The organism is Streptomyces pactum, assembly GCF_002005225.1.
Lineage (GTDB): Bacteria > Actinomycetota > Actinomycetes > Streptomycetales > Streptomycetaceae > Streptomyces > Streptomyces pactum_A.
This window is the reverse complement of sequence record NZ_CP019724.1, coordinates 6394345-6420148: the sequence shown is the minus strand read 5'-3', so window position 1 is coordinate 6420148 and position 25804 is coordinate 6394345. Positions and strand designations below refer to the sequence as shown.

The following is a 25804-nucleotide window of genomic DNA, read 5'->3' as shown; positions in this document are numbered from 1 at the left end:
GACGCCAGGTGCCTTGCGCCATGTGTCGGCCGGAGGCGAGGCGTCCGGGCTGCCCGGACCCCCACTGCCCTACGCCTTGCGTCCCCACGCCGAGATCATGGGAGCCGTCGCGAGGTCCATGCCGCCCGAGGCGACGTTCGCGAGGTGGTGCTCGATGTCCTCGTGGGTGGCCACCCCTGCGGCGACCAGTTGGTCGCGGACCTGGCGGACCGTCGCCGACTCCAGTGCGGCGCACGCTGGTGAGGTGACCGGGAAGTAGGCATCGGCCTCCACGCGGCGCAGCCCGGCCTGTCGGAGCAGGCGCGGGAGATGGCGGCCGTAGGAGAGGTCCGCACCGCGACGGGCCAGGAGCTGGCGGAAGCCGTGGCGCAGCCGGTTCGCCAGCTCCTGCTCGGGACCGTGCTCGTCGGGACAGAGCAGCGGCTGCAGGGCGGGATCGGCGTCCTCGACCAGGAGGCGGCCACCGGGACGCAGGGCCTTGACCATCGACCGCAACGCCCTTTCCCGGTCCGGGACGTGGACGAGCACGAGCCGGGCGTGCACCAGGTCGAAGCCCTCCCCCGGCGGTTCCTCGGCGCCCACGTCGTGCACGCGCACCTCGACCGGAGGCCGGCCGGCCGGAGCGACCCGAGAGGTGTCGATGTCGGTCGCGAGGACCCTGCCGGTCGGCCCCACCCTCTTGGCCAGCCAGGACACCACGGAGGTGCCTCCGGCCCCGACCTCCCAGCAGCGCCAGCCGGGTCCGGCGCCGAGTGCTTGGAGGTGCCGGAACGTCGTGGGATCGAAGAGGGTGGCGAATGCGTCGAAGCGCTCCGCCGCCTCGGCCTGCCGGTTGTCGAGGAGATATCCGTCGGTTCGCGTCATGCGTCGATCATCCCAGTTGTCCGGCTTGCCGGAAGCGGTCGACGCTCCGGTGTGACGGCCCCTCGGGACCGCCTGGCCGAGGTGGCGTCCACGCCGAGGCCGACGTCCACGCCACGTCCACGCCCACGTCCGAACGCTCTGTCCACAGCCGGGAGCAAAGCGGAACGCGCCGTTTCCACAGGCCCGTCCGCGGTTCACGCAGGCCTGGCAGACTGGCTGGCCACGGCGCGGGAAGCACGGCGCGAGGGGACCCACGCGAGGAGACACGGATGACGATGGCAGGGAATCTACGGAAGGTCACGGGCCTGGGAAGGGGCGGCGGCCTACGCAGGGTGGCACGGCTGGCCCGGCGGCGCCCGCGTGTGGACCTCAGCCATCCCGCCCGCTCCCCGCTGGGTTCCTCGGTCGTGAACTGCGTGACCTACCGGGACGGTGTCCGCACTCCCCAGGGCGGCGATCCGGTCGACGCGGTGGAGCGGATGCGGGAGCGCGGGGCGGGTTTCGTCTGGCTCGGCCTGCATGAGCCGACCGATCAGGAGTTCGCGGGCGTCGCGGACCCCTTCGATCTCCACCCGCTGGCGGTCGAGGACGCGATCGAGGCCCACCAGCGTCCAAAGGTGGAACGGTACGGCGAGACGCTCTTCGCCGTGTTCAAGACGGTCTGCTACGTGGAGCATGAGGAGCTCACGGCCACGAGCGAGGTGGTGAGCACCGGCGAGATCATGGTGTTCGTCGGCCAGGACTTCGTGATCACCGTGCGGCACGGCCGGCACGGCTCGCTGGGCCCGTTGCGGGAAGGGCTGGAGTCCGATCCCGCACAGCTCGCCAAGGGGCCGTCGGCTGTACTGCACGCGATAGCGGACCACGTGGTGGACGAGTTCCTGAGCGTCATCGAGGCGGTCCAGGCGGACATCGACCATGTCGAGACGGAGGTGTTCGGGGAGCACGGCGCGCGGGTCGATCCGGGGCGGGTCTATCAGCTCAAGCGTGAACTGCTCGAGCTGAGGCGGGCCGTGGTGCCGCTCGGCCGGCCACTGGAGGAGCTGGCCACCCGGCCGATCCGAGTGGTCGAGCCGGAGATACAAGCCTATTTCCGCGATGTCGCCGACCACCTGCTGCGGGCCACGGAGCAGATCGCGGCGTTCGACGAACTCCTGAACTCCATCCTCCAGGCGCACCTGGCCCGCGTGACGGTCGCGCAGAACGAGGACATGCGCAAGATCACCGCCTGGGCCGCGATCGTCGCGGTACCCACCATGGTCTGTGGGGTGTACGGCATGAACTTCGACCACATGCCCGAGCTGGGCTGGCGGTACGGCTACGGCCTGGTCATCGGCGTGATAGTCGTCGCCTGCCTGTCACTGCACCGGGGCTTCCGGCGCAGCGGCTGGCTCTGACGACCGGCCGGACCGCTCACGCAGTTCAGGCAGTTCAAGCAGCTCAGGCAGCTCAGGCAGCTCAGGCAGCTCAGGCAGCTCAGGCCGAGTAGCCCACGACTTCCGCGGGACGGCCCGGGCGATCACACGGGGTCTCCTCGCCCTTCTCCGCGGGCGGGCCGGCGCCGAGGTACCTGTGCGAGAGCTCGTGCCGGAGTCTCCTCCGCTCGTCGGGACGAGCTCGGCGGTGCCGCGGATCCCCACGGAGGTGCACCGGCCGGCCGCCGGGCGTGTCAACCGTTCCACGCGGGGTGCCGTGGGTCGTCTGCGCGCACCAGGACGTCGGCGGTGCCGGAGGGATCGGCCTCCGCCTCGTAGCGCTCGAAGGCGGGCAAGGTCCAGTGCTCGGCCTCGGGGGTGCGGCGGCGCAGTGCGCCGGGGCCGAGGACCAGATGGACGCTCAGATCGAGGGGGAACCAATGACGCAGCAGAAAGGGGCCGTGCAGCAGCAGAGCGCCGCCGGGCGGGAGGGCGACGTAGGGGCTGCGGGTGGCGCGGTCGGTGACCGGGTCCCACAGATCGGGCAGAACGCGCCCGTCGCCGCCGGGCCCGAGGGGGTCGAAGACCTCGCGCCACAGAGCGCCGGTGTCGTGCCAGCCGTCGTAGTAGGACTCGGCGTCGTGGTGCCCGTACTCGAGGCGGAGGGAGGCCGGCCGCAGGAAGCCCTCCGCCCCGACGACGAGGGAGGGCCGGCCGCGCAGGCGCAGCGCCCCGGAGACCCGCTCGGCGAGGTCCCCGGCGCGGGCTGCCGGGGCGCCGTCGAAGGCGACGCGCGGCCAGGCGCTGCCGTCGGCGGGCTCGAGGTCGAGCAGGCGCTCGGCGAGCAGGTCGCCGAGCCTGTCCCAGGTGATCGCTTCCAATCGCACCCGCCCATGATGCGTCAGCCCCCGGTCCGCCCGCCTGGACGCTCGCGCATGCGCTCGCGCCGGTCGGCCATGGTCACCGTGCCCGCGCGGAGGTTGACTTGGGGTGATCGATGGCCGACGGTGCCGAGCGGACATCGACGCGACGGGCGGGAGCTGACACGACATGATCGACGGACCGTACCTGGTGCTGACGGTGCTGGGTGTGCTCGGGACCGGTCTGACGGCCGGCGCCTTCTGCGCGTTCTCGACCTTCGTCATGCGGGGGCTCGCGGCGCTGCCACCCGCGCAGGGAGTCGCCGCGATGAACGCGATCAACACGGCCGCGGTGCGGCCGGCCTTCATGTTCGTCTTCCTCGGGACGTCGGTGCTGACCGCGGTGATCGCGGTGGTGACGTTCGTGCTGTGGCCGGACGGGGCGGCGGTGGAGTTGCTGCTGGGCAGCGCGCTGTTCCTGTTCGGGTCGTTCGGGGTGACCGCGGCCGCCAACGTGCCGCGCAACACCGCGCTGCTCGGGCTGGAGCCGGGCACCGCGGCGGCGGACCGGTGGCCCTCGTACGTGCGCGAGTGGACGGCGTGGAACCACGTGCGGACGGCCGCCTCGGCCGCGGCCACGGTGGCGTACGTGCTGGCCCTCGTCTGAGAGGCGTGCGGCGCCACCCGCCGGGCACCCTGGGCGAGGTGCCGTCCGGCGCTCTGCGCGCGGGGCGGGCGGGACGTATCGTGGGCCGGAAGAACCACACCCCACGACGCACGGCCTGCCACCCCGCACGCAAGGAAGACGGCCATGGCCGATCCCAAGGGTTTCCTGACCACACCCCGCCAGGAGTGGCCCCGCAGGCCGGCCGCGGAGCGGATCCGGGACTGGCAGGAGGTCCACGTCCCCGGGGCGCTGTTGCCGATCATCGGCACCCAGGCCGACCGCTGCATGGACTGCGGCGTCCCCTTCTGCCACGAAGCCTGCCCGCTCGGCAACCTGATCCCGGAGTGGAACGACCTGGTCTCCCGAGCGGACTGGAGGGCCGCGAGCGAGCGGCTGCACGCCACGAACAACTTCCCGGAGTTCACCGGCCGGTTGTGCCCGGCGCCGTGCGAGGCGGGTTGTGTGCTCGCCATCAACCAGCCGGCCGTCACCATCAAGAACGTCGAGTGCGCGATCGCCGACAAGGCCTGGGAGGAGGGCTTCACTCCGCCGCGACCGCCGGACCGGCTCTCCGGGCGGACGGTGGCGGTGGTCGGCTCGGGGCCCACCGGGCTCGCGGCGGCGCAACAGCTCACCCGGGCCGGGCACACGGTCGCGGTCTACGAGCGGGACGACCGGATCGGGGGGCTGATGCGGTACGGCATCCCCGAGTTCAAGATGGAGAAGCGGCACCTGGAGCGGCGCATCGAGCAGATGCGGGCCGAGGGGACGAAGTTCCGTGCGTCGACCGCGGTCGGGCGGGACGTGCCCGCCGGCGAGTTGCGGGCCCGCTACGACGCGGTGGTGATCGCCACCGGCGCGACCGCGTGGCGCGAACTGGAAGTGCCCGGCCGGGAACTGGCCGGCGTCCATCAGGCGATGGAGTATCTGCCGCTGGCCAACCGGGTGTGCGAGGGAGACATGGCGTGCTCCCCGCTGTCCGCCGCCGGACAGCACGTCGTCATCGTCGGTGGTGGCGACACGGGCGCGGACTGTCTGGGGACCGCGGTCCGGGAAGGGGCCGCGTCCGTGACCCAGTTGGACATCTACGCGCAGCCTGGTACGGCGCGCGACGAAGCGGCCGAGCCCTGGCCGACGTATCCGCGGCTGTACCGGCTGTCGGCCGCGCACGAGGAGGCACGCGACCTGCGGTCCGCGCCGGCGGCGGACGCGGACGCGCGGCTGTTCGCGGCGTCCACGCTTCGGTTCACCGGCGACTCGGAGGGGCATGTGCGGTCGCTGCGTCTGGTCGGGGTGGACGCCGGGCGCCGGGCGCTGCCCGGCACCGAGCGGTCACTCCCCGCGGACCTCGTCCTCCTCGCCCTCGGCTTCTCCGGGCCCGACCGGAAGGACGGTCCCGTCGAAGGGCTGGGGCTGGAGCTGGAGCCCCGGGGCACGATCGCCCGGGACCGGGGCTTCGCGACCAACGTCCCCGGGGTGTTCGCCGCCGGGGACGCGGCGCGCGGGCAGTCGCTCATCGTGTGGGCGATCGCGGAAGGACGGGCGGTGGCGGCGGCCGTCGACCGCCACCTGTCCGGCGGCAGCACACGGCTGCCGGCACCGGTCGGCCCGTACGACCGGCCGATGACGGCCTGAGCGCCCCACCGGCCATGGCCGTGGACCGGATCACGACTGAACGAATCACGACGGACGATTCACGACTGAAACGGATCACGACTGAAGGATCACGACTGGCGGATCACGGACCAGGGCCCCGGTCGAGGCCGACGAGGAAGACGGGCGACGAATGACGGTTCGGATGATCAACTCAGTGCCAAGCAGCTTAAGAACAAGCATCAACACAGCGCACGTCTCAGGAGAGCAGGAAGTCCGCCTCTCCCGCCTTGGCCCCCTCGATGAAGGCCGTCATCTCGGCGGAGGTGTAGATCAGCGCGGGTCCGTCGGGGTCGGTGGACTGCCGTACCGCGATCCGGCCGTCGGCGAGCTTCATCGCCTCCAGGCAGTTGCCCCCGTTGCCGCCGCTCCACGGCTTGTGCCAGCCCTCGCTGCCCAGCTCGCGGGCGGGCATACCGTTATAGATCCGCTCGTTGTGGATCAGCTCGCCGCGGTTCCGTGGCGAGCGCTGGGGTTTGATGCGATTCATTCACAGCTCCTTGCGGAGATCCCGGAGGATCTCCTTCGTGCGATGTGCCGTGGCGGCCTGCGCCGCCATGCGGTCCATGACCTCGAGGTGGGCCGCCACCTCGGCACGCGCGTCGAGGTAGACGGCGCCGGTCAGGTACTCGCTGTAGACCATGTCCGGCAGTTCCGGCATGGCGAATCGGAACAGCACGAAGGGCCCGTACGTGCCGGGGTGCGGCCCGTTGGAGAACGGGGCGACCTGCAGCGTCACATTGGGCAGCTTCGTGGCCTCGAGCAGCCTGTCGATCTGGGCACGCATCACCTCCGGGCCCCCGACGGGGCGGCGCAGCGCGGTCTCGTCCATGACAACCCACAGCCGGGGCGCGTCCTTACGGGTCAGCAGTTCCTGGCGCTGCATGCGCAGGTCGACGTGTCGCTCGATGTCGTCGGGCCGGGTCTGGCCGATGGCTCCCGAGCGCAGCACTCCGCGTGCGTAGTCCTCGGTCTGCAGCACACCGGGGACGAAGTGGGGCTCGTAGGAGCGGATCAGGGACGCCGCGCCCTCCAGGCTGACGTACATGGAGAACCAGCCCGGCAGGATGTCGTGGAAGCGCTGCCACCACCCGGGCTGGTTGGCGTCCTCGGCCAGCTTGACGAAGGCGTCGGCCTCCTCGTCGCCGATGCCGTAGGCCTTCAGCAGGAGCTGGAGGTACGGGATCTTGAGGGCGACCTCGGCCATCTCCATGCGGCGGACCGTGGCGGGGGCGACACGCAGGATACGGGCGGCTTCCTCGCGCTTGAGACCGGCGCGTTCCCGCAGGTCCAGCAGGCGCCGGCCGAGGACGACCTGGCCGACCGTCGGCGCGGACCGCGGCTCGCTCACCGCCCACCTCCTGAAGAGTCCCGAAGAATTCCTGTGCCTCTGCGCGGACAGCCCTACGGCGCCATTCGAAGACCTGTTCGAAAGCCCTGAATGCCTTCGGTGGTCCGAATTGGCGCCGCTCGACGTGCTGTTGCGTGCAGTGTGCCACGGCCGTCCAGTCCGTCACACAGCACTCTGCATTTTTCAGAGTGACTCTTGCCAAGTGTTCACGGCGGGGCGATAGTGGCAAGCGTGATTCCGTCCGCGCCCTTAGGAACAGACGCCGCCGCGGGCTCCCTGGGCCTCGGTGCCGCCATGGGAGCCGGCCTTTCGGGGGCCGCCGCTGCCGAGCGCCGGTTCCGTTTCGAGCTGGCCGCACACCCGGGTTCTCCCGCACAGGCCAGACGCCTGACACGGGCCCGGCTGAACGGCTGGTCGGTGTGCGAGGACACCTGCGACACCGCGGCCCTGGTCGTCTCCGAGCTGGTGACCAACGCGATCGTGCACACCGCGAGCAGACACATAGTGTGCGAGCTGCACGACGGCACCGACCTGGTCCGCATAGCCGTGCGGGACGAGGGTTGCGCCCCCGGCCAGCCCCACCCCTCGGCCGATCAGCAGCCCGAGGACGAGCACGGCAGGGGACTCCTCCTCGTCGACGCCCTGTGCGATGCCTGGGGCGCCCACGAGCACGGCCCCGGCCTGCTGGTCTGGGCCGAGCTGCCACGCAAGGCCGACGGACCGCGCGACCCGTCGGAGCCCCACAACGACCTGGGCTGGGGCGCCCGCCCGAAGCCCGGCCCCGCCGACGGCACGGGTGACGAGGGCGAGGCGGAGGGACGCCGTCGAGAGGCGCGCCGCGGAACGGGGACCGAATGGCTATGAGCACTGCGTCCGGCATCCGACCGCTCGGCCTGGACACCCTGGTCCGCCTCCAGCGCGGGCTGACCACCCCCGGGGCACTCCCCGGGACGCCCCGGCGGCTGCCGGTGCCGGACGGCATGACGGCGCCGCTGGGCTGCGACGCGGTCGCGGTGCCCGCCCGTTTCGGTCCCTTGGTGCTGCCCCGGCTGCCGCGCGTCGGGTGCGTCTACGCCGACGAGGCGCACTGGTGGTGGATGGTCCCGTCCGACTCCGACTACGCCCTCGAATGGCCCGCGCCCGCGCGCTACGCCACCGGTGCGGTCGTCCCCGACGCCCCGCACGCCCCCGGCCTCATCCACCGCCCGGACGGCACGGTCCCCTACACCCCGCCCATCCCGCTCTACCTGGCACTGTGCCGGCTGACGGACACGACGCCGACATGGTCGCGGCCCGTGAGCGCGTAAGCGCCGCCGCACTCTCCCTCTCCCAGCGCCTCACTTCCCCGGCCCCGCCTCACTTCCCCGGCCCCGCGGCCAGGCCGACGACGGACAGACGGAAAGACACGGGCAGACGGTCGCACTGATCACTCACCGGCAGGCCGCCGTGCGCCACGCCGACCCGGTGCGCGCACTCGACAGGGTCGGCTCCCGGAGTCCGGGGCACCGGACGAGCTGCCGGCCGCCGACGGGGTCCGCGCGGAGCCGCTCCCCGTGCGGGCGGGACAGCTCACCGGGGCGCCGGCGCCCGCCAGGAAGGCGGGCCGGCCTCGGCGCCGCGCCGCGCGTCAGGCGGCGGCATCACCGGCGGCGCCGGCCCGGACGATGACCAGGAACATGTCCGTGGCGAGGTCCATGACGACCTCGGCGGGCAGGCCCTCCAGACGCCGCGCGTGAGCGAACTCCTCCGCCGGCCAGGATCCACGCGGTCCGCCGGCGGGAAAGCGTTCGAGCACCGTTCGCCCGTTCACCCTGCACCTCCATGTAGCGCTGTACTCGTAGAGTTAAACGCCAACCATGGAGCGATCGCCTCGTGGGGTGATGGTACTGAGACATAGTTGACACTCGTTCACCGTAAAGTGTGATCGGCGTCTCAGCCGTTCGGCCTTCTTCGTGACGGCGTGTGTCAGTCCTCGTACTCGTCGTGGTAGCGGAGCCTCTCGCTTCCCGCAGGCGCACCCAGAGTCGACGCGCGCCCCTCGGGTTTCTCCCACTGCTCCCGCCGGCCGAGGGCGGTCAGGTCGAGCAGGCTGGTGGCGGAGCCGAGTCCGTCGAGGCCTCGCTCGTACGTCGAGTAGGTGTGGAAGACCCGGTCGCGCTCCCGCAGGAAGCAGCTCAGTCCCGGCCGCTCGACCAGCTCGCCCTCGTGTTCGAGGGTCACCTCGAAGTCGGTGTTGAAGTCGCTGACGTACGACGAGTACCAGGGCAGCGTCCAGCCCATCCGCGCCTTGAACGGCAGGAGCCTCGGGTACGGCGCCCGGGACACGGCCGCGAACGACGTACCGCGCGCCCTCAGGTGCGCGAGATGCCCGATCTGGTCCAGGAACGCCGAACAACTGCGGCAGCCGGCGTCCCACTCGGGCGCGAACATGAAGTGGTAGACGACGAGCTGGTCGCGTCCCTCGAAGAGGTCCAGCAGCGTGGCCTTGCCGTCGCCGCCCTCGAACACGTACTCCTTGTCGACCTCCACCATGGGCAGCCCGCGCCGCTCGGCGTTGAGCGCGTCACGCGCGCGGGTGGCCGCCTTCTCCTTGGTCAGCAGGGCCTCGCGCGCCGCGCGCCAGTCCGCGCGGGTGACGATCTCGGGCAACGACATGGAATTCAGCTCCTCCTGTGCGACACACGACGGTCCTCCGGGGTGGTGACCGACGGGCGGAGCGGAACTCATCGCGACCCGGCAAGATTCTTTTCGGGAGGCCACCGGGAAGCCGCTGACCTCGGTGTTCAGTTCCGTTCGGGGTTCAGGTGTCGTACTCCTGGACACGCCGGCCGTGTCCGCGGTCGGTCAGGGCGGGCAGCCGCTCCCCCAGTTCCCGCACCACCGCGGGCACGTCGAGGGTCAGCAGTTCACGGTCCCGCATGAGGACGCGCCCGTCGACGATCGTCGTGCGCACGTCCGCGGACCGCGCGCTGTGCACCAGGGTGGCGGCGAGGTCGTGCACGGGCTGGGTGTGCGGCCCGGTGAGGTCGACGAGGACGAGGTCGGCGCGCCGCCCGGGCGCGATGCGGCCGACGGTGTCACCGAGTCCGACCGCGCGAGCGCTCTGCAGGGTGGCGTGGTGGAGGGCCTGTCGGGAGGTCAGCCAGCGGGGATCGCCCTCGGTGGACTTCTGGACCAGGGACGTGAGCGCCATCGACTCCCACACGTCCAGGGAGTTGTTGGAGGCGGCGCCGTCGGTGGCGAGCCCCACCGGGACGCCGATGTCGCGCAGCGCGCGCACGGGTGTGGTGGTGGGCCAGGCGAACTTGAGGTAGCCGCGGGGCGCGGTCGCCACCGCCGTACGGCCGCCCGCGCGCGCGAGGAGCGGCAGGTCGGACTCGACGATGCCGGTGCCGTGTGCGATGAGCACGTCGGTGTCGAGGATGCCGGTGCGTTCCAGGACCTCGATCGGGGTGGCGCCGTGCCGGGCGAGGCTGGTGTCGGTCTGGTCCCGGTTCTCGGCCGCGTGGAGGTGCACGGGCAGGCCGTGGTCACGGGCGAGTCCGGCGGTGGCGGCGAGGTCGGCGTCGGTCACCGTGTAGGGGGCGTGCGGGGCGAGGGCGGTGGTGACGCGTCCACCGGCCGTGCCGCGGTGCCGCAGCGCGAACTCCAGTGACGCCTCCCGCCCTTCGGGCCCCTGGGAGGAGAAGTACGCCTGCCCCAGCAGCGCCCGCATCCCGCTCTCGGCGACGACGGCGGCGACCGCGTCCATGGCGAAGTAGTGGTCCGCGAACGTCGTCACGCCCGCACGGATCATCTCGGCGCAGGCGAGCCGGGCGCCCAGTTCCACATCGCGGTCGGTGAGGTTGGACTCGACGGGCCAGACGACGTCGTTGAACCACTCCTCGGTGGGCAGGTCCTCGGCGAGACCGCGCAGGGCGGCCATCGGCGCGTGCGTGTGGCAGTTGATCAGGCCGGGGAGGGCGACCTGACCGCGTGCGTCGATGCGTTCGGCGGCGGGGAGGCCGTCCACGGCGGCGGCGGTCGTCACGGAATCGACGACTCCGTCCCGCACGACGACGGCCGCTTCCTCCTCGAAGCCGATCCGTTCCCGGTCGTCGTGCACGAGGACGGTGCAGCCGGTGATGACGAGATCGGCGGGCTTCTCATGGGTCTCAGGGCTCTCATGACTCTCAGAGCTCTCAGCACTCCCAGGGCTGAGACGGATCTGACGGCTCTGACGGCTCTGACGGCTCTGACGGCTTTGACGGCTCTGATGGCTTTCATGGGAAGAAGGCGTCATCACGCCAACGTACGGTGCCGGCCCACGCGCCCGCGCCGCTCCTCGAGTTCGTCCCGCAGTCCGGCGAGCCGTGCGGTGTGCAGGGACGTGAGCCGGCCGGTGTCGTCGAGGTGCACCGCGCACGCGGTGGTGGTGTCGACGAGCCGTTCGAGGACCGCGGCGACCTCGTCCGCGCCCTGCGAGTGCCGGGCGAGGGCGGGCAGTTCCGCGGCGGCCAGGGTGATCGCGGCGCGGGCCTCGGCGAGCGTGCGGTAGGCCTCGCGGCGCAGCGTCCACCGGGTGGCGCGGGCATCGGACTCGCTCAGTACGTGGGCGAGGTAGGCGTGGGCCGCGGTGTCGGCGGCCTCGATCCGGGCGCGGACCCCGCCGCCCCGCTGCCCCGGCATCGGCAGATGCCCGACGACCAGCACGATCGCGCAGGCCAGCAGCGTCTCCCCGATGCGGCTGACGGAGGCCTGGGGCTCGCCGCCCACCATGACCAGCGCGAGGACGAGCACGGTGACGACGGTGGTCTGGGCGGCGAAGTGCCGCGCGGCGACGGGCACCAGGGCACCGCAGACGGCGACGAGCACGACCAGCCCTTCCGGCCGGGGCAGCACGGCGGCGAACCCGGCGAAGAGCAGCGCCCCGAGGACGGTCCCGGCCGCCCGGCACAGCACCCGGGAGACGAGCGGACCGAGGTCGGGCTTGACGAGGAAGACGACGGTGGCGGGCAGCCAGTACCAGTGCTGGTGGGACCCGTACCAGTGCCCGTGATGCAGTACCTGCGCGACGGCGGCACCGGCCCCGAAGCACAGGCCGGCGCGCAGCCCGTACTCCCGACCGCCGGCACCGAGGACGGTGCGTGCCAGTGAGGCGCCCGACCGTCTGCGGGTGTGCAGGTCCCGGCCACTGCCCCGGTCGAAGGCCTCCGCTGCGTTCAGGAGCGCGTCGTCGAGGGCGCGCCGGGCTGGGTCGGTGCGGCTGGGGGCGGGCAGCGGACCGGCGTGGGAGTTGCCGCGGACGGCCGCGGCGAGCCGCCGGGGCCCCTCACCGGCCCGGGCCGGCAAGGCCCGCTCCGCCCAGGCGAGCGCGGTCGCGGCCTCGCCGAGAGGCAGCGCGGCGGCGTACTGGGCGTGCAGTCGGCGTTCGGCCGGGGACGAGGCGTGACGCCGCAGCCGGGGACCGGCGAGCGCGTCCTGCGCGTGGTCGAGAGCTGCGGTGAGCGCGGCCCGGCGTGCGACGGCGTGCTCCGTGCCGGCCGCGTCCAGGAGCGCGGCCACGGCGTCGTAGACGTCGGCGACGGCCGCCCGCTCACCGTCGAACCGGTAGGCGAAGCGGAAGTCGAACCGGAGGTCGAACCGGGAATCGAACCGGGAGGCGCCGGTGAGGGAGCCGGGCGAGGGCAGGACCAGCCGCAGCGCGAGCAGCCATCCGGCCCCCGCGAGGAAGGCCAGTACGCTCTGCCACCCGGCGTCGGGCAACGGCATCCCGGCACCGACGGCACTGGTGACCAGCAACTGCGTCCCGGCCCCGGACGCCACGGCCCCGACGGCGCTGACGCCTCCGGCGACCAGCCCGAGCCCGGTCAGCGTCAGGGTGAGCGGCACGGCGCCGAGGTGCTGCCCGGCGTACGTCCCGACGAGCAGCCCGACGGCCCCCGCGAGCGCGGGCACACCGATGCGCCGCACGGAGGTACGGCGACTGCCCGGCCGGTCGTTGATGCCGGCCAGCATGGCGGCGATGGCGGCGACGACCCCCAGGGAGGCCCGGTCGGCGAGCACGGCGGCGAACAGTAGCGGCCCACCGGCCAGCGCACCCCGGGTCACCGCGCTCCAGGGGACGGGCCCGCCCTGGCTTCGCAGGGCGTGGGCGAGCCAGGGCGGAAGCGCGAGGCCGGCACGGCACGCGCGGCGGACGGAGGTGCGGTACACGGGGCGCGGGGCTCCTGTCGTCTGGTCGAGGGCGGGGGTGAGCCTTCGGGCGACGGTGGCCGGGCTGGGTGGTGTCAGGCGGTGTGGCGTCGGACGGTCTGGCGCCAGGCGGTGCGGTGTCGGACGGTCTGGCGCCAGGCGGTGCGGTGCCAGACGGGTGGTCGAGCGGTGTGGCGTCCACGCTAAGGGGTGTTCTTGGAGGAGAGGGGACGGGCGTGTTTCGGGCATGTGACGGCCGGGCGGAACGGCGCGTTCTTTATGAACGCAATCGGGTCGTGCGCGTGCCGTGCCCGCCCCTCGTGGCGGTCCTAACCTCTCCCGGCCTCTTCCACGGCCGCCCGCAGGAGCGCTTCGGTGTCCGTGACCGACCGCGCCAGGGCGTCCGGCCGGGGGGCCAGCTCCGCCAGCAGCCCGTCGACCCCGTCCGTCCCGCCCAGCCCGGCCCGTCGGACCATCCCCTTCTCGTTGGTGACCCACTCCCCCCGCGCCGCCAGTACCGCGTGCGCGGTCTGTGCCGCGGCCAGGGCGATCGCGCCGGCCACCTGTGTGAGGGCACTCTTGGGCGCGTGGCCGTCCCTGGCATAGGCGAGGGTGGCGGTGGCCGCGCCGTACCAGCGGCCGGGGGCGGTGGTACGCAGGGCCTCCGGGTAGGCGGGGCGGGGCAGTTCGCCGCGCAGTACCTCGTTGATCGCGAGCTCGGCGACCACGAGGTACGTCGGGATGCCCGCGAGGTGGAACATCAGCGGCTCGACGCCGAAGCGCCCCTCCTCCGCCTCCGCCATCTCGTGCTCGACCACGTCGAGGTCGCGGTAGTGCAGGTCGACCCGGCGGTCGTCGATCGTCAGCCAGGCGCCGCCGTTGAAGACCCCGCCGCCGCCCCAGGCACCGATCTCGGAGACCTCCCCGGGCCAGCCGAGGGCACGGAGGCCGTCCGGATCGAAGGCGCCGCGGTAGTAGATCGCCAGGTCCCAGTCGCTGTCGGGCCCGTGGGTGCCCTGGGCCCGTGAGCCGCCGAGGGTGACCGCCCGGACGTTGGGCAGGGTGGCGAGGCGGTCGGCTGTGGTGTCGAGGAAGGCCTGGTCCGGGAGGGAGGGCACTGCTTCGGGCTCCTGACGGCTGGGGCTGGAGAGGCGGGCGGACACCGGAAGCGTACGCAGGGGCGCCCGGCGACACGAGGCGATTGTCAGTGGCTCGCGTTATCAATGAAGTCGTCACACCACGTAGCGACGGGGGAGGCCGTGATGGCGTCGTGGGAGCGGGAGTCGTGGGAGCGGGAGTCGCGGGCGCGGATCACCGCACGGCCGGGTGGAGGGCGGTGGGGCGGGCCGCCGGACGCGGTCGGGCGGGGAAATTCGGATGCGGGGGTGGTCCGCAGAACGGACGATCGGGAGGTCGACCGTTCACCGCCCCAGGAGCCCACGTGATCCAGCGCGTCACCGTACCCGGCCTGTTCCCGCCGCCCACCTACTCTCACGCTTCGGTCGTCGAGGCCGGCACGAGGATCGCGTTCCTGGCCGGGTCCGTCCCGCTCGACGCGGAGGGGCAACTGGTCGGCGAGGGTGATCCGGTCCGGCAGGCCGAGCAGGTGATCGCCAACCTCACCGAGCAGTTGCGCACCGTGGGAAGCGACTTGCGGCACGTTCTCTCGACCGACGTGTACGTCGTCAGCGATGAGACCGCCGCGCTGTCGGCCGTCTGGGACGTCGTCGAGGCGTCCGGGCTCAGTGCGGGCCCGCACTCCTCGACACTGCTCGGCGTGAGCTGTCTCGGGTATCCGGGGCAGTTGGTGGAGATCACGGCTACGGCGGTCGTGCCGGAGGAGACACGTCCGTGAGTCGCGAGGGCAGCGAACCGGTCGTCCTGCGGCGGGCGGAGGCCACCGACGCCCGTGCGGCGGCCGGCGTCTGGCTGCGTTCCTTCGCCGCGGCGCTGCCGACCGTGGTCCGGCCCCGCACCGACGAAGAGGTCACGGACTACTTCCGCCAGGTGGTGGTGCCCCTGCGTGAGACCTGGGTGGCGGAGGCGGCCGACGGTGACGTCGTCGGCGTGATGGTGCTGGAGGAGGGGGAGCTGTCGCAGTTGTATCTCGCCCCGGACTGGCGCGGGCGCGGCATCGGGGACCGGTTCGTCGCACTGGCCAAGGAACGCGGGCCGGGAGGACTTTCGCTGTGGACCTTCCAGGTCAACGCGCCCGCGCACCGCTTCTACGAACGGCACGGGTTCAGGGCCGTGGAATGGACGGACGGCGCCCGGAACGAGGAACGGGAACTGACGTGCGGTACGTGTGGCGGCCGTAGGCCGGCTCCTCCGACTGCGGCCACCTCACGGCCGGTCAGGCTTCGGCGCGGGCGTACTTGTCCGTCGCCGCCAGCAGTGCCTCGTCCCCGGTCGCTCCGGCGTCGTGTCCGGCCTCGTCCACGACCACCAGCTCGCTGTCCGGCCAGGCGTGGTGGAGCCGCCATACGATGCCGAGGAGGTTGCCGAAGTCGAGGCTGCCCTGCACCAGGGTGCCCGGGATGCCCTTCAGCAGGTGCGCGTCCCTCAGGACCACGCCGTCGTCGTTGCCGTCGCCGAGGAAGTGGTCGTTGCCCCAGTAGTGCGTGACGGTACGCGCGAAGCCCATGCGGAACTCCGGGTCCTCGAACCGGGCGACCGAGCGTGGCGGCGCGGGGATGATCGCCGTCTCCCAGTCGGTCCACGCGCGCGCGGCACGGGCCCGGGCTTCGGCGTCGGGCGACTCCAGCAGCCGGTTGTACGCGGCGGCCGTATTGCCGTCGCGTTCGTCTGCGGGCAGTTCGGCGAGGAACCGTTCGTAGGCCTCGGGGAAGATCTCCCCCAACCCTCGGGTCAGGAGGGCCACTTCGGCGTTGGAGCCGGTGGCGACCCCGGTCAGCACCAGCTCGGACACCACCCCCGGGTGTGTCTGGGCGTACCGCAGTCCCAAAGTCGATCCCCACGACAGGCCCCACACCAGCCACCGTTCGATGCCCAGGTGGGCGCGCAGCCGCTCCAGGTCCGCCATGATGTGGGCGGTCGTGTTGACGCTCATGTCGGTGTCGTGGTCGCTCGCCGGAGGAACCGATCGTCCGGCGCCGCGCTGGTCGAGGAGCACGATCCGGTAGGCGGCCGGGTCGAAGTACCGCCTGAGGTTGGGGCTGGGGCGTGATCCCGGCCCTCCGTGCAGCACCAGCGCGGGCTTGCCGTGCGGGTTCCCGCAGGTTTCCCAGTAGACGCGGTTGCCGTCACCGACGTCGAGCATGCCGTGGTCGTACGGTTCGATTACCGGATACAGGCCCATCGGAGCACCGTATCCCCGTGGGCCCCGGGCGCTCACCCTCTTTACGCCGCGGACCCTGCGTCCCGGGCAGTCCCGCCGCCGCGGCCGCCGTGCGCAGCACGTCACGGAGCATCTCCGGGGTGAGCCGGCCGGTGAAGGTGTTGCGCTGACTGACGTGGAAGCAGCCGAAGAGATGCAGGCCGGGCCCGTCGGGGACGTCCAGCGTGACGTGCCCGCCGTGTGTGAAGGCGGGACGGGGCCGTGGCACCGCCCAGCCCGCCTCGGCGAACGCGGGCAGCGCCGCCTGCCAGCCGAAGGCGCCGAGTACCACCACGGCCCGCAGCGTCGGCCGCAGCAGACCCAGTTCCTGGACGAGCCAGGAACGGCAGGTGTCGCGCTCGGTGGGAGTGGGCTTGTTGGCGGGCGGCGCGCAGTGCACCGGCGAGGTGATGCGCACACCGTGCAGTTCCAGGCCGTCGTCGGCGGAGACCGCGGTGGGCTGCGAGGCGAGACCCACGTCGTACAACGCCTGGTACAGCACGTCTCCGGAGCGGTCGCCGGTGAACATCCGGCCGGTGCGGTTGCCGCCGTGGGCCGCGGGGGCCAGTCCGATGATCAGCAGACGCGCGTCCGGCGGACCGAAGCCCGGCACAGGCCGGCCCCAGTACGTCCAGTCGGCGAAGGCCGCCCGTTTGGTACGGGCCACCTCCTCCCGCCAGTCGACCAGCCTCGGACACGCCCGGCACCCCGCGATCCGCTGGTCGAGCTCGGAGAGACCGCTGGTATCCATACCTCCACCGTAAGACCACGCGGCCACGGCACCCGGCCCTGGCCTTGCCACCTTGGTCCTGGCCCTGGCCTTGGCCCTGCCGCCTGGCTCCGACTCTGGTTCCCACGGAGGTGCCGGGCCCGCGGAATAGGAACCCCTCTCGCCGGGCCGAGCGGTTAGGGTCGAACCATGGCTTCCGAGCATGACGAGGGCAGGTACGGCGGGGCTGCCGACCCACAGGACGCCGCCGGGGCCAAGGCCGGCACGACGGCCGACGCGAGGGCCGCTGCGAAGACGGGCGGCAAGGCCGATGGCAAGGCCGATGGCACGGTTGACGAGAGGACCACCGGTCAGGAGCCCGGCGCGAGCGACGGCACGCCTGCAGTCGCCCAGCCCCCGGACCCGAAGACCGCCGCCGCGATCGCGGCCGCCGAGGCGGCCGCGCCGCAGAACGGCGGGAGCGTCCGCGTCGATAGCTGGATCTGGGCCGTCCGCCTCGTCAAGACCCGCTCCCTCGGCGCGGCCGCCTGCAAAGGCGGCCATGTCCGGGTCAACGGCGAGCGGGTGAAACCCGCGTACTCGCTGCGCGTAGGCGACGAGGTACGCCTGCGACACGAGGGCAGGGAACGCGTGGTCATCGTCAAACGGCTGATCCGCAAGCGCGTCGGAGCCCCGGTCGCCGTCCAGTGCTACGTCGACAACTCCCCGCCGCCCCCGCCTCGCGAGGCCGTCGCCCCGGCCGGTATCCGCGACCGCGGCGCCGGACGCCCCACCAAGCGCGACCGCCGCGAACTGGAACGCCTGCGCGGGCTGGAGGGCCTGAGCCGGGCCCGGAAGGATGCCGAGAACAGGCCCTGAACACCCGCACCGGCCCTGGGCGGTCAGGCGCGCCCGCGCCGGGCCAGGCGAAGCAGTTCCTCGTTGTGCCCGCGGCCGGCCCAGGCGATGAACAGGAGCGGCACCATCAGGACGAGCGGTGTCGCGGCGTGCTCCCCGTCGAAGTAGGTGAGCTGGACGACGAACGCGCCCACCATCAGCGCGCTCAGGGCCGTCGCCGCCACCGACTGCAGCGCCGGGATCAACAGGGCGACCGCTCCGGCCAGTTCGAGGACGCCGATGGCGTACATGCCCGCGTTGCCCCAGCCCATTTCGGCGAAGGTGTCCGCCGCCGAGGAGTGCGCGACCAGCTTGGGTCCGGCGCTCGCGACGGCGAAGAACAGCGCGAGGAGCACGCGCACCGACCGTAGGGCGATCCGGGCGCCGCGCCCCCGGGCCGACGTGGCCGAAACCGTGGAGGCCGTGGAGGCCGTGGCGGCCGCTGTGCCCGTACGGGCCGTGGAAGCGGAGGCGGCGGTGGAGGGAGCGGAGGCGGCGGTGTCGGACATGCGGGTCTCCTGAGTTGAGCGGTTCGTGATGCTGTCAGGTGTGCAGACCGCTCGTCGGCCCGAAACTCATCGGCGATCCGCTACTTCCGGGGCGCGGGAACCGCCCTGACCCACGTCCCGTCGTCGGTCAGATACCGGTCCACCCCGAGTCCCGCCTCCTCCAGTGCCGCCTCGAACTTTTCCTTGGTCAGCGGCCGGGCCCGGAACGTCTGAGTCCAGACCGCGTCCGGGAACTCGTACTCCGCTCGTACCGCGTTGACGCCGTCCCCGACCGGATCCGACGACACGATGCGCACGGTGAAGCCGCTGGGATCCACCCGCTCACGCGGCAGGTTCGTGTGGTAGTCCTCGCCCTCTCGTTGGATCAGTACACAGCCGTCCTCCGTGACATGCCGGGCACAGGTGCGCAGCAGTCCGCGGCTCACCTCGGCGTCCCCGGTGTGCACGAGGAACGACGCCAGCATCACCACGTCGAAGCTCTCGCCCAGGTCCAGGTCCTCGATCGGGCTGCATATCGTCCGTGCCCCGCGCACGTGCTCCAGCATCTCGGCGGACTCGTCCACCGCGGTGACGGCGAACCCGCGCTCCAGCAGTGGATGGGTCATGCGCCCCACACCGCTGCCCAGCTCCAGGATGCGCGCCGCCCCGGGCACGGCTGCGGTGACGATGTCCGGCTCGGCTCCGGCGGGCAGCCGCGCATAGAGCTCGACCGCGCAGCCGTCCGGGGTGACGGCTCCGGGTCCCGTCCCCTCGTGTCCCTCTCGCATTCTCATCTCCATGCCCGTCCAACGGGCCGCGCCCGCACAGCCGTTCCCCCTGGGCGTCGGTTCACCCGACCGAGTGAACGCGTGCCGACGCGCCCCGGGCCGGGACGGTGCGGACGTGAACCTTCCGTGAGAACGGGAGCGCGCCGTCGGAGCAGGAGTCCGTCGTCAGAGCGGAAACCAGCCGTGCCCGACGTACCAGTGGCCGCCCGCCCGCAGATGGTCCCCGACGGCCCGCTCCAGCGAGGTGCGCCGCGGCAGCCCCTCGACCGGCAGGCAGGGGTTCCCGAAGACGAAGCGGACGGGTTCCCCGTCGGCGGGCTCGGTGTCCTCGCGGGCCACCCGAAAGCGTTCCTGGAAGCGGACGATGTTGGAGTCCGCCGCCAGGTACCGCTTGAGCTGCGGGTCGAGGAGCCAGGAGTGGCACGTCGCGGCCCGGTACGGCTCCTCGGGGAAGTGCCGCCGGAAGAAGTCCCCGGCGAGCCGGAGCGAGCGGTCGCAGGCGGCCGGTGTCAGCGGCCCGCGGTAGTCCGGGACGTGCAGGTTCAGGCAGGGCTCACCCGGCACCGCGTCCATCCCGGCCGCCCGCAGCACCGGCGCGGTGCGCCGCCCGATCGTGGCCCGCTCGAACTGCAGCCGTCCCAGTTGGTACAGCTCTCCCCGGAAGTGGTGCGCCAGCCACCGTGGGGCCCGTACTCCGCCCGTGCCGTGCCGCCTGCGGTGGCTCGCCATGTTCCGCCCCAGGTCGGCGAGGGTGTGCCGGGCGATCTCGGCCGGGACGCGGCGTTCTCGGTGGTACGCGCGCGTATAGGGCAGCGCCGCCACGAACACGTACGCGGCGAAGTACCCGCCCAGCGCCTCCGGAGCCGTTGTCAGCCGCTCCTCGAACCGCCGCACGCCCTCGCGGTCCCCGGCCGGCTCTCCGAGGTCCCGCAGCAGATCGTGGACGCACTCCTGCAGCAGCCGCGCCGTACCGGCATCGCGCGTCACGCCGCCGCGCAGGCCCACCAGTGCGTTGATGTCCTCGTGCGGCACCGCCAGGTCGAGCAGTACGTCGGGCAGGTCGTCGGCGTCCGGCAGGACGGGTCGGTCCAGTGGCACGGGTCGTTTCCCCCTCGTCGTCTCCCGGAGTACGTTTTCCACAGGAGTGGTGATCCGATGCGTACCGGGAGTGAACCGACCACCGCGCGCAGTGCCCTGCGGGCGCGTTTCTGGCTGTGCGTGTGGGGGCTGGTCTGGGCGATCTTCGGGACCGCCGCCTTCGCGCTCGCCGGGCGGCCCGGATGGGCGCTCGCGTGCGGATTGCTGTGGCTCGTCGTCACGGTCGACCTGACCGTGATCCTCCGGCACATCCGCCAGGGCCCGCATTACCAGCCCGGCCCGGACATCCCGCCCTACCGACCACCCGGAAGCTGACCGCCCACGAGTCCGCCGGGGCCTCGAAGTCAGTCCGTCGGGCGGCCAAGACTCGGCCGGGAGCGTCTACGGACTCCGCCGGGACCGTCTACGGCCTCCGTCGGGATCTTCTCCGGCCTCCGCCGGGATCGTCGGGGGCCGGTCAGGAGTCGAACCGCGCCTGCTGCAGATACTCCGGATTCGGGTCCAGAGCCGCGGCCAGCCGGAAGTGGCGCCGGGCCTGGTCGGGGCAGCCCCGGCGCTCATAGGTGCGGGCGAGTGCGAAGTGCGCGAACGCGTTGTCCGGCTCACGTTCCAGGACGATGGTGAACTCCAGCTCGGCCGGTCTCAGTTGCGCCGCCGCGAAGAAGGCACGGGCGCGCAGCAGCCGAGCGGCGGTGCTCTGCGGATGCGCGGCGATGACCCCGTCGAGCAGTTTCACCGCGCCCTGCGGGTCCCGCGCCGCGAGCAGTTGCTCGGCGGCACGGAAGTCGATGACATCCGTCTCCGGGGTGCGTCCGGTCGAACCGTTTGTCTCGGGCACGGCAGAGTCCTTCCCTCACTGAAAGGGATCAACGCCCGCGCGGGGACCGCTATTCCTGCGGCGACCGGGGCGCCAGAGCTTCCCGCGCCGCGCCGGGGCGCTCAGCGCGGCGCGTGCGCCCTGCGGGTCAGCTCGGCCCACACCTCTTCCACCCGGCGCCGCAGTTCGTCCAGCGGTACGTCGTTGTCGATGACCACGTCCGCGATCTCCCGGCGCTGCTCGCGCGTCGCCTGGGCGGCCATGCGGGCGCGTGCGTCCTGCTCGGTCATGCCGCGCAGCCGTACCAGCCGGTCGAGCTGGGTGGCGGGGTCGACGTCCACGACGACCACGACGTCGTACAGCGGTGCCAGGCCGTTCTCCGTGAGCAGCGGCACGTCGTGGACGACGACGGCGTCCTGTGCCGCGGCCTCTTCGAGTGCGCGGGACCGGTCACCGACCAGGGGGTGCACGATCGAGTTCAGCGCGGCCAGCTTCTCCGGGTCGGCGAACACGATCGAACCGAGTTTCGGCCGGTCCAGGCTGCCGCCCTCGGTGAGTACCTCCTCGCCGAACGCCTCCACGACCGCCGCGAGCCCCGGAGTTCCCGGGGCGACGACCTCGCGCGCGATCCGGTCCGCGTCGATCAGCACGGCGCCGTACTCGACGAGCAGCCGTGACACCTCGCTCTTGCCGGCGCCGATTCCGCCGGTCAGGCCCACCTTCAGCATGAGCGGAAGCCTAGGGCCTGCCGGTGACGGCCTTCCTGCCGGGCGGTCCCCACCGGGCTGCGGTACCTCGGAGCCGCGCGGCTTCCCGGAGGCGGCCCGGGTGTCAGTTGTCGCCTTCCCGCTCGGCCAGGAACCGTTCGAACTCGCGGCCGATCTCGTCCGCCGAGGGGATCTCGACGGGCTCGGCGAGCATGTTGCCGCGGGTCTCGGCACCCGCGGCCGCGTCGTACTGGTGCTCCAGGCCCTGGATGAGGGCGGTGAGTTCCTCGTCGCCCTCCTGGATCTGCCGGTCGATCTCCGTCTGCGTGCGGTGGGCGTCCGTGCGCAGGGAGTGCGCGATGCCCGGCAGGACCAGCCCGGTCGCCGCGGTGATCGCCTCCAGGGCGGTCAGCGCCGCGTCCGGGTACGGGGAGCGGGCGATGTAGTGCGGGACGTGGACGGCCACGCCCAGTACCTCGTGGCCGGCCTGCAGGAGCCGGTACTCGACGAGTGCCTCTGCGCTGCCGGGGACCTGTGCCTCCTCGAAGGGGCTGCGGTGGCCCGGCACCAGGTCGGCACGGTTGCCGTGCGGGGTGATGCCGACGGGACGGGTGTGCGGGACGCCCATGGGGATGCCGTGGAAATTGACCGCGAGACGGACACCCAGCCGCTCGACGATCTGCTGCACCGCCGCGGCGAAACGCTCCCACTCGACGTCCGGCTCGGGGCCCGACAGCAGCAGGAAGGGCGCCCCGGTGGCGTCCTGGACCAGCCGCACCTCGATGGTGGGTTCCTCGTAGTCCGTCCAGGTGTCCCGCTTGAAGGTCAGCAGCGGCCGGCGCGCCCGGTAGTCCACGAGCCGGTCGTGGTCGAAGCGGGCGACGACCTGGTGAGGCAGCGAGTCGAGCACCCGGTCGACGATCTGGTCGCCGGTCTCGCCGGCGTCGATGTATCCGTCGAAGTGGTACAGCATGATCAGCCCCGCCGACTCCTGGGCGAGTGCCATGTCGACGACGGCCAAACCCTTCGGCTCCCACGCGTACAAGCCCTGCGGATCAAGCACAGTGACCGCTCCCCTCCTGGTGTTCGTAGTCCACAACACGGGGGCCGGCCCGGGCATTCCCCGTCCGCGCACCCGGCGGGCGGCGGCGAACGCACGCAGGGCCCGCACCCCGAAGGGTGCGGGCCCTGCGTTCACGAGCTAGCGCTCGATGAAGAGCTCCTGCTCAGCCTGCGCTCAGCTCTGGCCGCCGGCCAGCTTCTCGCGCAGCGCGGCCAGCGCCTCGTCCGACGCCAGGGCGCCGGAGTTGTCGCCGCCCTCGGAGGAGTACGAACCACCGCCGCCGCCGCCACCGCTGGACGCGGCCGGAGCCGCACCCGGGGTGTCGACACCCTCGGCGGCGGCCTTCTCGTCCGCCTCGCGGGACTTGATGACCTGCGCCTGGTGCTGCTCGAAGCGCTGCTGCGCCTCGGCGTACTGGGTCTCCCACGCCTCGCGCTGGGTCTCGTAGCCCTCGAGCCAGTCGTTGGTCTCGGGGTCGAAGCCCTCGGGGTAGATGTAGTTGCCCTGGTCGTCGTAGGACGCGGCCATGCCGTACAGGGTCGGGTCGAACTCGACCACCGACGGGTCGGCACCGAAGGCCTCGTTGGCCTGCTTCAGCGAGAGGCTGATGCGGCGGCGCTCGAGGTCGATGTCGATGACCTTGACGAAGATCTCGTCGTTGACCTGGACGACCTGCTCCGGGATCTCCACGTGGCGCTCGGCCAGCTCGGAGATGTGGACCAGACCCTCGATGCCCTCGTCCACGCGGACGAACGCACCGAACGGCACCAGCTTCGTGACCTTGCCGGGCACGACCTGGCCGATCTGGTGGGTGCGGGCGAACTGCTGCCACGGGTCTTCCTGGGTCGCCTTCAGCGACAGGGAGACACGCTCGCGGTCCATGTCCACGTCGAGGACCTCGACGGTGACTTCCTGACCGACCTCGACAACCTCGGACGGGTGGTCGATGTGCTTCCAGGAGAGCTCGGAAACGTGGACCAGACCGTCGACGCCACCCAGGTCCACGAAGGCACCGAAGTTGACGATCGAGGAGACGACGCCGGAACGGACCTGACCCTTCTGGAGGGTCGTGAGGAACGTCTGACGGACCTCGGACTGGGTCTGCTCCAGCCAGGCACGGCGGGACAGGACCACGTTGTTGCGGTTCTTGTCCAGCTCGATGATCTTCGCCTCGAGCTCCTTGCCCACGTAGGGCTGGAGGTCGCGGACACGGCGCATCTCGACCAGGGAGGCCGGGAGGAAGCCGCGGAGGCCGATGTCGAGGATGAGACCACCCTTGACGACCTCGATGACGGTACCGGTGACGATGCCGTCCTCTTCCTTGATCTTCTCGATGGTGCCCCAGGCCCGCTCGTACTGGGCACGCTTCTTCGAGAGGATCAGGCGGCCTTCCTTGTCCTCCTTCTGGAGAACAAGGGCCTCGATCTCGTCACCGACGGCGACGACCTCGTTGGGGTCGACGTCGTGCTTGATCGAGAGCTCGCGGCTCGGGATGACACCTTCGGTCTTGTAACCGATGTCGAGCAGGACCTCGTCCCGGTCGACCTTCACGATGACGCCGTCGACGATGTCGCCGTCGTTGAAGTACTTGATCGTCTCGTCGATCGCGGCGAGGAAGGCTTCCTCGTTACCGATGTCGTTGACCGCAACCTGCGGGGTGGTGGCGGTGGTCTCGGTGCTGCTCGTCATGTGGGAAAGGGCTCCGGTACGGACATTGAAGTCGTAGGTACTGCTTACGCCGGGAGCCCGTTTCGCTCTGCCGAAGCCGGACAGCCAAGGAAGCGACACCAAAAACACTGGTGACGCCTCGAGAACCGAGGGGACATACAACAGATGCGAGCGCGACCTGCTACGTCTGAGGTGCGCAGGCCCGCAGCGCAACTTGTAGCATACGGGGGCAGCCGGGCAGGGTCAATGCGCGAAGCCGCACACCCGGGGCAGATCGTCACATACCCGGCACAAAAGCCGTCTCCCGAGGCCACGCGGACCCACTCAGGCCCCCTGTGCGACACGCGGGACCGGCTGTGGAAGAGCCGCAGACTAGTACGAGGGAGCCGGTCATCCAAGAGCCCGAGACGTCCGAAACCACAGAGGTCGACCCGGAGGCCACCAGGCGTGCGGCCGGTGTCACGGAGAGTTCCCGCGCCAATCGTGGCTGGTGGGACCGGAACGCGGACGAATACCAGGTCGAGCACGGCACCTTCCTCGGCGACGACCGCTTCGTGTGGTGTCCGGAGGGCCTCGACGAGGTGGAGGCCGAGCTGCTCGGCCCGGTGGAGGACCTGAAGGGCAAGGACGTCCTGGAGATCGGCGCCGGCGCCGCCCAGTGCTCCCGCTGGCTGGCCGCCCAGGGCGCCCGGCCGGTGGCCCTGGACCTCTCCCACCGCCAGCTCCAGCACGCCCTGCGCATCGGCGGCTCGTTCCCCCTGGTCTGTGCCGACGCGACCGTGCTGCCCTTCGCGGACGGCTCCTTCGACCTGGCGTGCTCGGCGTACGGGGCGCTGCCCTTCGTCGCCGACCCGGGGCTGGTGCTGCGCGAGGTGCGGCGGGTGCTGCGGCCGCAGGGCCGCTTCGTCTTCTCCGTCACGCACCCGCTGCGCTGGGCGCTCCCGGACGAGCCGGGCCCCGAGGGGCTGTCGGTGTCCGCCTCCTACTTCGACCGCACGCCGTACGTCGAGCAGGACGACGAGGGCCGCGCGGTGTACGTCGAGCACCACAGGACGCTCGGCGACCGGGTCCGGGACGTGGTGACGTCGGGGTTCCGGCTGGTGGACCTCGTGGAGCCGGAGTGGCCGGACTGGAACACGTCCGAGTGGGGTGGCTGGTCGCCGCTGCGCGGGCACCTGATCCCGGGCACGGCGATCTTCGTGTGCGAGCGCGACTGAGCTCGTACTCCGACCCTTCCTGTCGCGTGTG

General features: G+C 72.0%; 27 protein-coding genes and 1 pseudogene. 10 read left to right on the top strand and 18 right to left on the bottom strand.

The window, feature by feature from the left end; translation table 11 throughout:
• Nucleotides 1-69: 69 nt before the first annotated feature.
• Nucleotides 70-864 (bottom strand): methyltransferase domain-containing protein, encoded by a 795-nt coding sequence (locus B1H29_RS27500; protein ID WP_055416382.1) that lies wholly within the window; start codon nucleotides 862-864, stop codon nucleotides 70-72.
• A gap of 269 nt (nucleotides 865-1133) precedes the next feature.
• On the opposite strand from B1H29_RS27500, the gene B1H29_RS27495 reads away from it, so the two are divergent.
• Nucleotides 1134-2261 carry a magnesium and cobalt transport protein CorA gene (locus tag B1H29_RS27495; RefSeq protein WP_055416383.1) on the top strand — a complete coding sequence of 376 codons (1128 nt, stop codon included), beginning with the start codon at nucleotides 1134-1136 and terminating at the stop codon, nucleotides 2259-2261.
• A 272-nt stretch (nucleotides 2262-2533) separates the two neighbouring features.
• On the opposite strand, the gene B1H29_RS27490 is transcribed toward B1H29_RS27495, so the two are convergent.
• Nucleotides 2534-3166, bottom strand: a complete 633-nt coding sequence (locus B1H29_RS27490) for a hypothetical protein (RefSeq protein WP_055416384.1) — start codon at nucleotides 3164-3166, stop codon at nucleotides 2534-2536.
• Between the two features lie 163 nt (nucleotides 3167-3329).
• On the opposite strand from B1H29_RS27490, the gene B1H29_RS27485 reads away from it, so the two are divergent.
• Both B1H29_RS27485 and B1H29_RS27480 read left to right on the top strand, forming a co-directional pair.
• Complete coding sequence (locus B1H29_RS27485) at nucleotides 3330-3806, top strand: DUF1772 domain-containing protein (RefSeq protein ID WP_055416385.1); 477 nt, start codon at nucleotides 3330-3332, stop codon at nucleotides 3804-3806.
• Nucleotides 3807-3950: 144 nt separating this feature from the next.
• On the top strand, nucleotides 3951-5441 hold the full coding sequence (locus B1H29_RS27480) for a glutamate synthase subunit beta (RefSeq protein WP_055416386.1): 1491 nt from the start codon (nucleotides 3951-3953) through the stop codon (nucleotides 5439-5441).
• A 217-nt stretch (nucleotides 5442-5658) separates the two neighbouring features.
• Here B1H29_RS27480 and B1H29_RS27475 read toward each other — a convergent pair whose 3' ends face one another.
• Both B1H29_RS27475 and B1H29_RS27470 read right to left on the bottom strand, forming a co-directional pair.
• Entirely contained in the window at nucleotides 5659-5949 is a 291-nt protein-coding gene (locus B1H29_RS27475; protein WP_055416387.1) for a DUF397 domain-containing protein, read from the bottom strand.
• A complete protein-coding gene (locus tag B1H29_RS27470; protein WP_055416388.1) occupies nucleotides 5950-6810 on the bottom strand; it encodes a helix-turn-helix domain-containing protein in 861 nt (286 codons plus the stop codon). It abuts the gene before it with no gap.
• A gap of 222 nt (nucleotides 6811-7032) precedes the next feature.
• On the opposite strand from B1H29_RS27470, the gene B1H29_RS27465 reads away from it, so the two are divergent.
• Entirely contained in the window at nucleotides 7033-7674 is a 642-nt protein-coding gene (locus B1H29_RS27465) for an ATP-binding protein (RefSeq protein WP_055416389.1), read from the top strand.
• Entirely contained in the window at nucleotides 7671-8117 is a 447-nt protein-coding gene (locus B1H29_RS27460; RefSeq protein WP_055416390.1) for a hypothetical protein, read from the top strand. The genes B1H29_RS27465 and B1H29_RS27460 overlap by 4 nt, the downstream gene beginning before the upstream one ends.
• 320 nt (nucleotides 8118-8437) lie before the next feature.
• On the opposite strand, the gene B1H29_RS27455 is transcribed toward B1H29_RS27460, so the two are convergent.
• The 5 genes from B1H29_RS27455 to B1H29_RS27435 all read right to left on the bottom strand — a co-directional run bounded on the left by B1H29_RS27455 (nucleotide 8438) and on the right by B1H29_RS27435 (nucleotide 14102).
• Nucleotides 8438-8620 (bottom strand): hypothetical protein, encoded by a 183-nt coding sequence (locus B1H29_RS27455; protein WP_055416391.1) that lies wholly within the window; start codon nucleotides 8618-8620, stop codon nucleotides 8438-8440.
• A gap of 155 nt (nucleotides 8621-8775) precedes the next feature.
• Nucleotides 8776-9465: a DUF899 domain-containing protein gene (locus tag B1H29_RS27450; RefSeq protein WP_055416392.1), complete on the bottom strand. Its 690-nt coding sequence runs from the start codon at nucleotides 9463-9465 to the stop codon at nucleotides 8776-8778.
• A 145-nt stretch (nucleotides 9466-9610) separates the two neighbouring features.
• The gene (locus tag B1H29_RS27445; protein ID WP_409350889.1) at nucleotides 9611-11092 is read right to left on the bottom strand and encodes an amidohydrolase; all 1482 of its coding nucleotides are present in this window, start codon (nucleotides 11090-11092) and stop codon (nucleotides 9611-9613) included.
• Nucleotides 11092-13005, bottom strand: a complete 1914-nt coding sequence (locus B1H29_RS27440) for an FUSC family protein (protein ID WP_055416393.1) — start codon at nucleotides 13003-13005, stop codon at nucleotides 11092-11094. The genes B1H29_RS27445 and B1H29_RS27440 overlap by 1 nt, the downstream gene beginning before the upstream one ends.
• Before the next feature lie 308 nt (nucleotides 13006-13313).
• A complete protein-coding gene (locus tag B1H29_RS27435; RefSeq protein ID WP_055416394.1) occupies nucleotides 13314-14102 on the bottom strand; it encodes a nucleotidyltransferase domain-containing protein in 789 nt (262 codons plus the stop codon).
• Between the two features lie 323 nt (nucleotides 14103-14425).
• Between B1H29_RS27435 and B1H29_RS27430 the strand changes: the two genes are divergently transcribed.
• Both B1H29_RS27430 and B1H29_RS27425 read left to right on the top strand, forming a co-directional pair.
• Nucleotides 14426-14839 (top strand): RidA family protein, encoded by a 414-nt coding sequence (locus B1H29_RS27430; RefSeq protein ID WP_055416395.1) that lies wholly within the window; start codon nucleotides 14426-14428, stop codon nucleotides 14837-14839.
• A pseudogene (locus B1H29_RS27425) lies at nucleotides 14836-15302 on the top strand (N-acetyltransferase family protein). Before B1H29_RS27430 ends, B1H29_RS27425 begins: the two are co-directional and overlap by 4 nt.
• A 35-nt stretch (nucleotides 15303-15337) precedes the next feature.
• Here the strand turns inward: B1H29_RS27425 and pip are convergent.
• Together pip and B1H29_RS27415 are read right to left on the bottom strand one after the other, a co-directional pair.
• On the bottom strand, nucleotides 15338-16303 hold the full coding sequence (gene pip / locus B1H29_RS27420; RefSeq protein ID WP_055416396.1) for a prolyl aminopeptidase: 966 nt from the start codon (nucleotides 16301-16303) through the stop codon (nucleotides 15338-15340).
• The gene (locus tag B1H29_RS27415; protein WP_234392939.1) at nucleotides 16248-17072 is read right to left on the bottom strand and encodes a uracil-DNA glycosylase; all 825 of its coding nucleotides are present in this window, start codon (nucleotides 17070-17072) and stop codon (nucleotides 16248-16250) included. The genes pip and B1H29_RS27415 overlap by 56 nt, the downstream gene beginning before the upstream one ends.
• 168 nt (nucleotides 17073-17240) lie before the next feature.
• Between B1H29_RS27415 and B1H29_RS27410 the strand changes: the two genes are divergently transcribed.
• Complete coding sequence (locus tag B1H29_RS27410; RefSeq protein WP_055416397.1) at nucleotides 17241-17909, top strand: RNA-binding S4 domain-containing protein; 669 nt, start codon at nucleotides 17241-17243, stop codon at nucleotides 17907-17909.
• Nucleotides 17910-17932: 23 nt separating this feature from the next.
• On the opposite strand, the gene B1H29_RS27405 is transcribed toward B1H29_RS27410, so the two are convergent.
• The 3 genes from B1H29_RS27405 to B1H29_RS27395 form a co-directional block, all read right to left on the bottom strand.
• Nucleotides 17933-18436 carry a DoxX family protein gene (locus tag B1H29_RS27405; RefSeq protein WP_055416398.1) on the bottom strand — a complete coding sequence of 168 codons (504 nt, stop codon included), beginning with the start codon at nucleotides 18434-18436 and terminating at the stop codon, nucleotides 17933-17935.
• A gap of 80 nt (nucleotides 18437-18516) precedes the next feature.
• Nucleotides 18517-19203, bottom strand: coding sequence for a class I SAM-dependent methyltransferase (locus B1H29_RS27400; RefSeq protein WP_055416399.1), 687 nt, complete (start codon nucleotides 19201-19203; stop codon nucleotides 18517-18519).
• A gap of 165 nt (nucleotides 19204-19368) precedes the next feature.
• Nucleotides 19369-20301: an acyltransferase domain-containing protein gene (locus B1H29_RS27395; protein ID WP_234392940.1), complete on the bottom strand. Its 933-nt coding sequence runs from the start codon at nucleotides 20299-20301 to the stop codon at nucleotides 19369-19371.
• 57 nt (nucleotides 20302-20358) lie between these two features.
• On the opposite strand from B1H29_RS27395, the gene B1H29_RS39525 reads away from it, so the two are divergent.
• Nucleotides 20359-20616, top strand: coding sequence for a DUF6343 family protein (locus B1H29_RS39525; RefSeq protein ID WP_055416400.1), 258 nt, complete (start codon nucleotides 20359-20361; stop codon nucleotides 20614-20616).
• A 142-nt stretch (nucleotides 20617-20758) separates the two neighbouring features.
• Here B1H29_RS39525 and B1H29_RS27385 read toward each other — a convergent pair whose 3' ends face one another.
• The 4 genes from B1H29_RS27385 to rpsA form a co-directional block, all read right to left on the bottom strand.
• On the bottom strand, nucleotides 20759-21139 hold the full coding sequence (locus B1H29_RS27385) for a tetratricopeptide repeat protein (RefSeq protein ID WP_055416401.1): 381 nt from the start codon (nucleotides 21137-21139) through the stop codon (nucleotides 20759-20761).
• Between the two features lie 101 nt (nucleotides 21140-21240).
• Nucleotides 21241-21846: a dephospho-CoA kinase gene (coaE, locus tag B1H29_RS27380; RefSeq protein ID WP_055416402.1), complete on the bottom strand. Its 606-nt coding sequence runs from the start codon at nucleotides 21844-21846 to the stop codon at nucleotides 21241-21243.
• Nucleotides 21847-21949: 103 nt separating this feature from the next.
• Nucleotides 21950-22888, bottom strand: a complete 939-nt coding sequence (locus tag B1H29_RS27375) for a PAC2 family protein (RefSeq protein ID WP_055416403.1) — start codon at nucleotides 22886-22888, stop codon at nucleotides 21950-21952.
• Nucleotides 22889-23062: 174 nt separating this feature from the next.
• Complete coding sequence (gene rpsA / locus B1H29_RS27370) at nucleotides 23063-24577, bottom strand: 30S ribosomal protein S1 (protein WP_055416404.1); 1515 nt, start codon at nucleotides 24575-24577, stop codon at nucleotides 23063-23065.
• 335 nt (nucleotides 24578-24912) lie between these two features.
• On the opposite strand from rpsA, the gene B1H29_RS27360 reads away from it, so the two are divergent.
• The gene (locus B1H29_RS27360; RefSeq protein ID WP_167392559.1) at nucleotides 24913-25773 is read left to right on the top strand and encodes a class I SAM-dependent methyltransferase; all 861 of its coding nucleotides are present in this window, start codon (nucleotides 24913-24915) and stop codon (nucleotides 25771-25773) included.
• Nucleotides 25774-25804: the final 31 nt, after the last annotated feature.

Excerpts from the sequence above, each read along its gene's own strand:
- B1H29_RS27460 (WP_055416390.1), top strand. The coding sequence starts at position 7,671 with ATGAGCACTGCGTCCGGCATCCGACCGCTCGGCCTGGACACCCTGGTC.
- B1H29_RS27405 (WP_055416398.1), bottom strand. The coding sequence starts at position 18,436 with ATGTCCGACACCGCCGCCTCCGCTCCCTCCACCGCCGCCTCCGCTTCC.
- B1H29_RS27450 (WP_055416392.1), bottom strand. The coding sequence starts at position 9,465 with ATGTCGTTGCCCGAGATCGTCACCCGCGCGGACTGGCGCGCGGCGCGC.
- B1H29_RS27400 (WP_055416399.1), bottom strand. The coding sequence starts at position 19,203 with ATGCGAGAGGGACACGAGGGGACGGGACCCGGAGCCGTCACCCCGGAC.
- rpsA (WP_055416404.1), bottom strand. The coding sequence starts at position 24,577 with ATGACGAGCAGCACCGAGACCACCGCCACCACCCCGCAGGTTGCGGTC.
- coaE (WP_055416402.1), bottom strand. The coding sequence starts at position 21,846 with ATGCTGAAGGTGGGCCTGACCGGCGGAATCGGCGCCGGCAAGAGCGAG.
- B1H29_RS27480 (WP_055416386.1), top strand. The coding sequence starts at position 3,951 with ATGGCCGATCCCAAGGGTTTCCTGACCACACCCCGCCAGGAGTGGCCC.
- pip (WP_055416396.1), bottom strand. The coding sequence starts at position 16,303 with ATGGGCCTGTATCCGGTAATCGAACCGTACGACCACGGCATGCTCGAC.
- B1H29_RS27500 (WP_055416382.1), bottom strand. The coding sequence starts at position 864 with ATGACGCGAACCGACGGATATCTCCTCGACAACCGGCAGGCCGAGGCG.
- B1H29_RS27475 (WP_055416387.1), bottom strand. The coding sequence starts at position 5,949 with ATGAATCGCATCAAACCCCAGCGCTCGCCACGGAACCGCGGCGAGCTG.
- B1H29_RS27495 (WP_055416383.1), top strand. The coding sequence starts at position 1,134 with ATGACGATGGCAGGGAATCTACGGAAGGTCACGGGCCTGGGAAGGGGC.
- B1H29_RS27410 (WP_055416397.1), top strand. The coding sequence starts at position 17,241 with ATGGCTTCCGAGCATGACGAGGGCAGGTACGGCGGGGCTGCCGACCCA.
- B1H29_RS27485 (WP_055416385.1), top strand. The coding sequence starts at position 3,330 with ATGATCGACGGACCGTACCTGGTGCTGACGGTGCTGGGTGTGCTCGGG.
- B1H29_RS27415 (WP_234392939.1), bottom strand. The coding sequence starts at position 17,072 with ATGGATACCAGCGGTCTCTCCGAGCTCGACCAGCGGATCGCGGGGTGC.
- B1H29_RS39525 (WP_055416400.1), top strand. The coding sequence starts at position 20,359 with ATGCGTACCGGGAGTGAACCGACCACCGCGCGCAGTGCCCTGCGGGCG.
- B1H29_RS27445 (WP_409350889.1), bottom strand. The coding sequence starts at position 11,092 with ATGACGCCTTCTTCCCATGAAAGCCATCAGAGCCGTCAAAGCCGTCAG.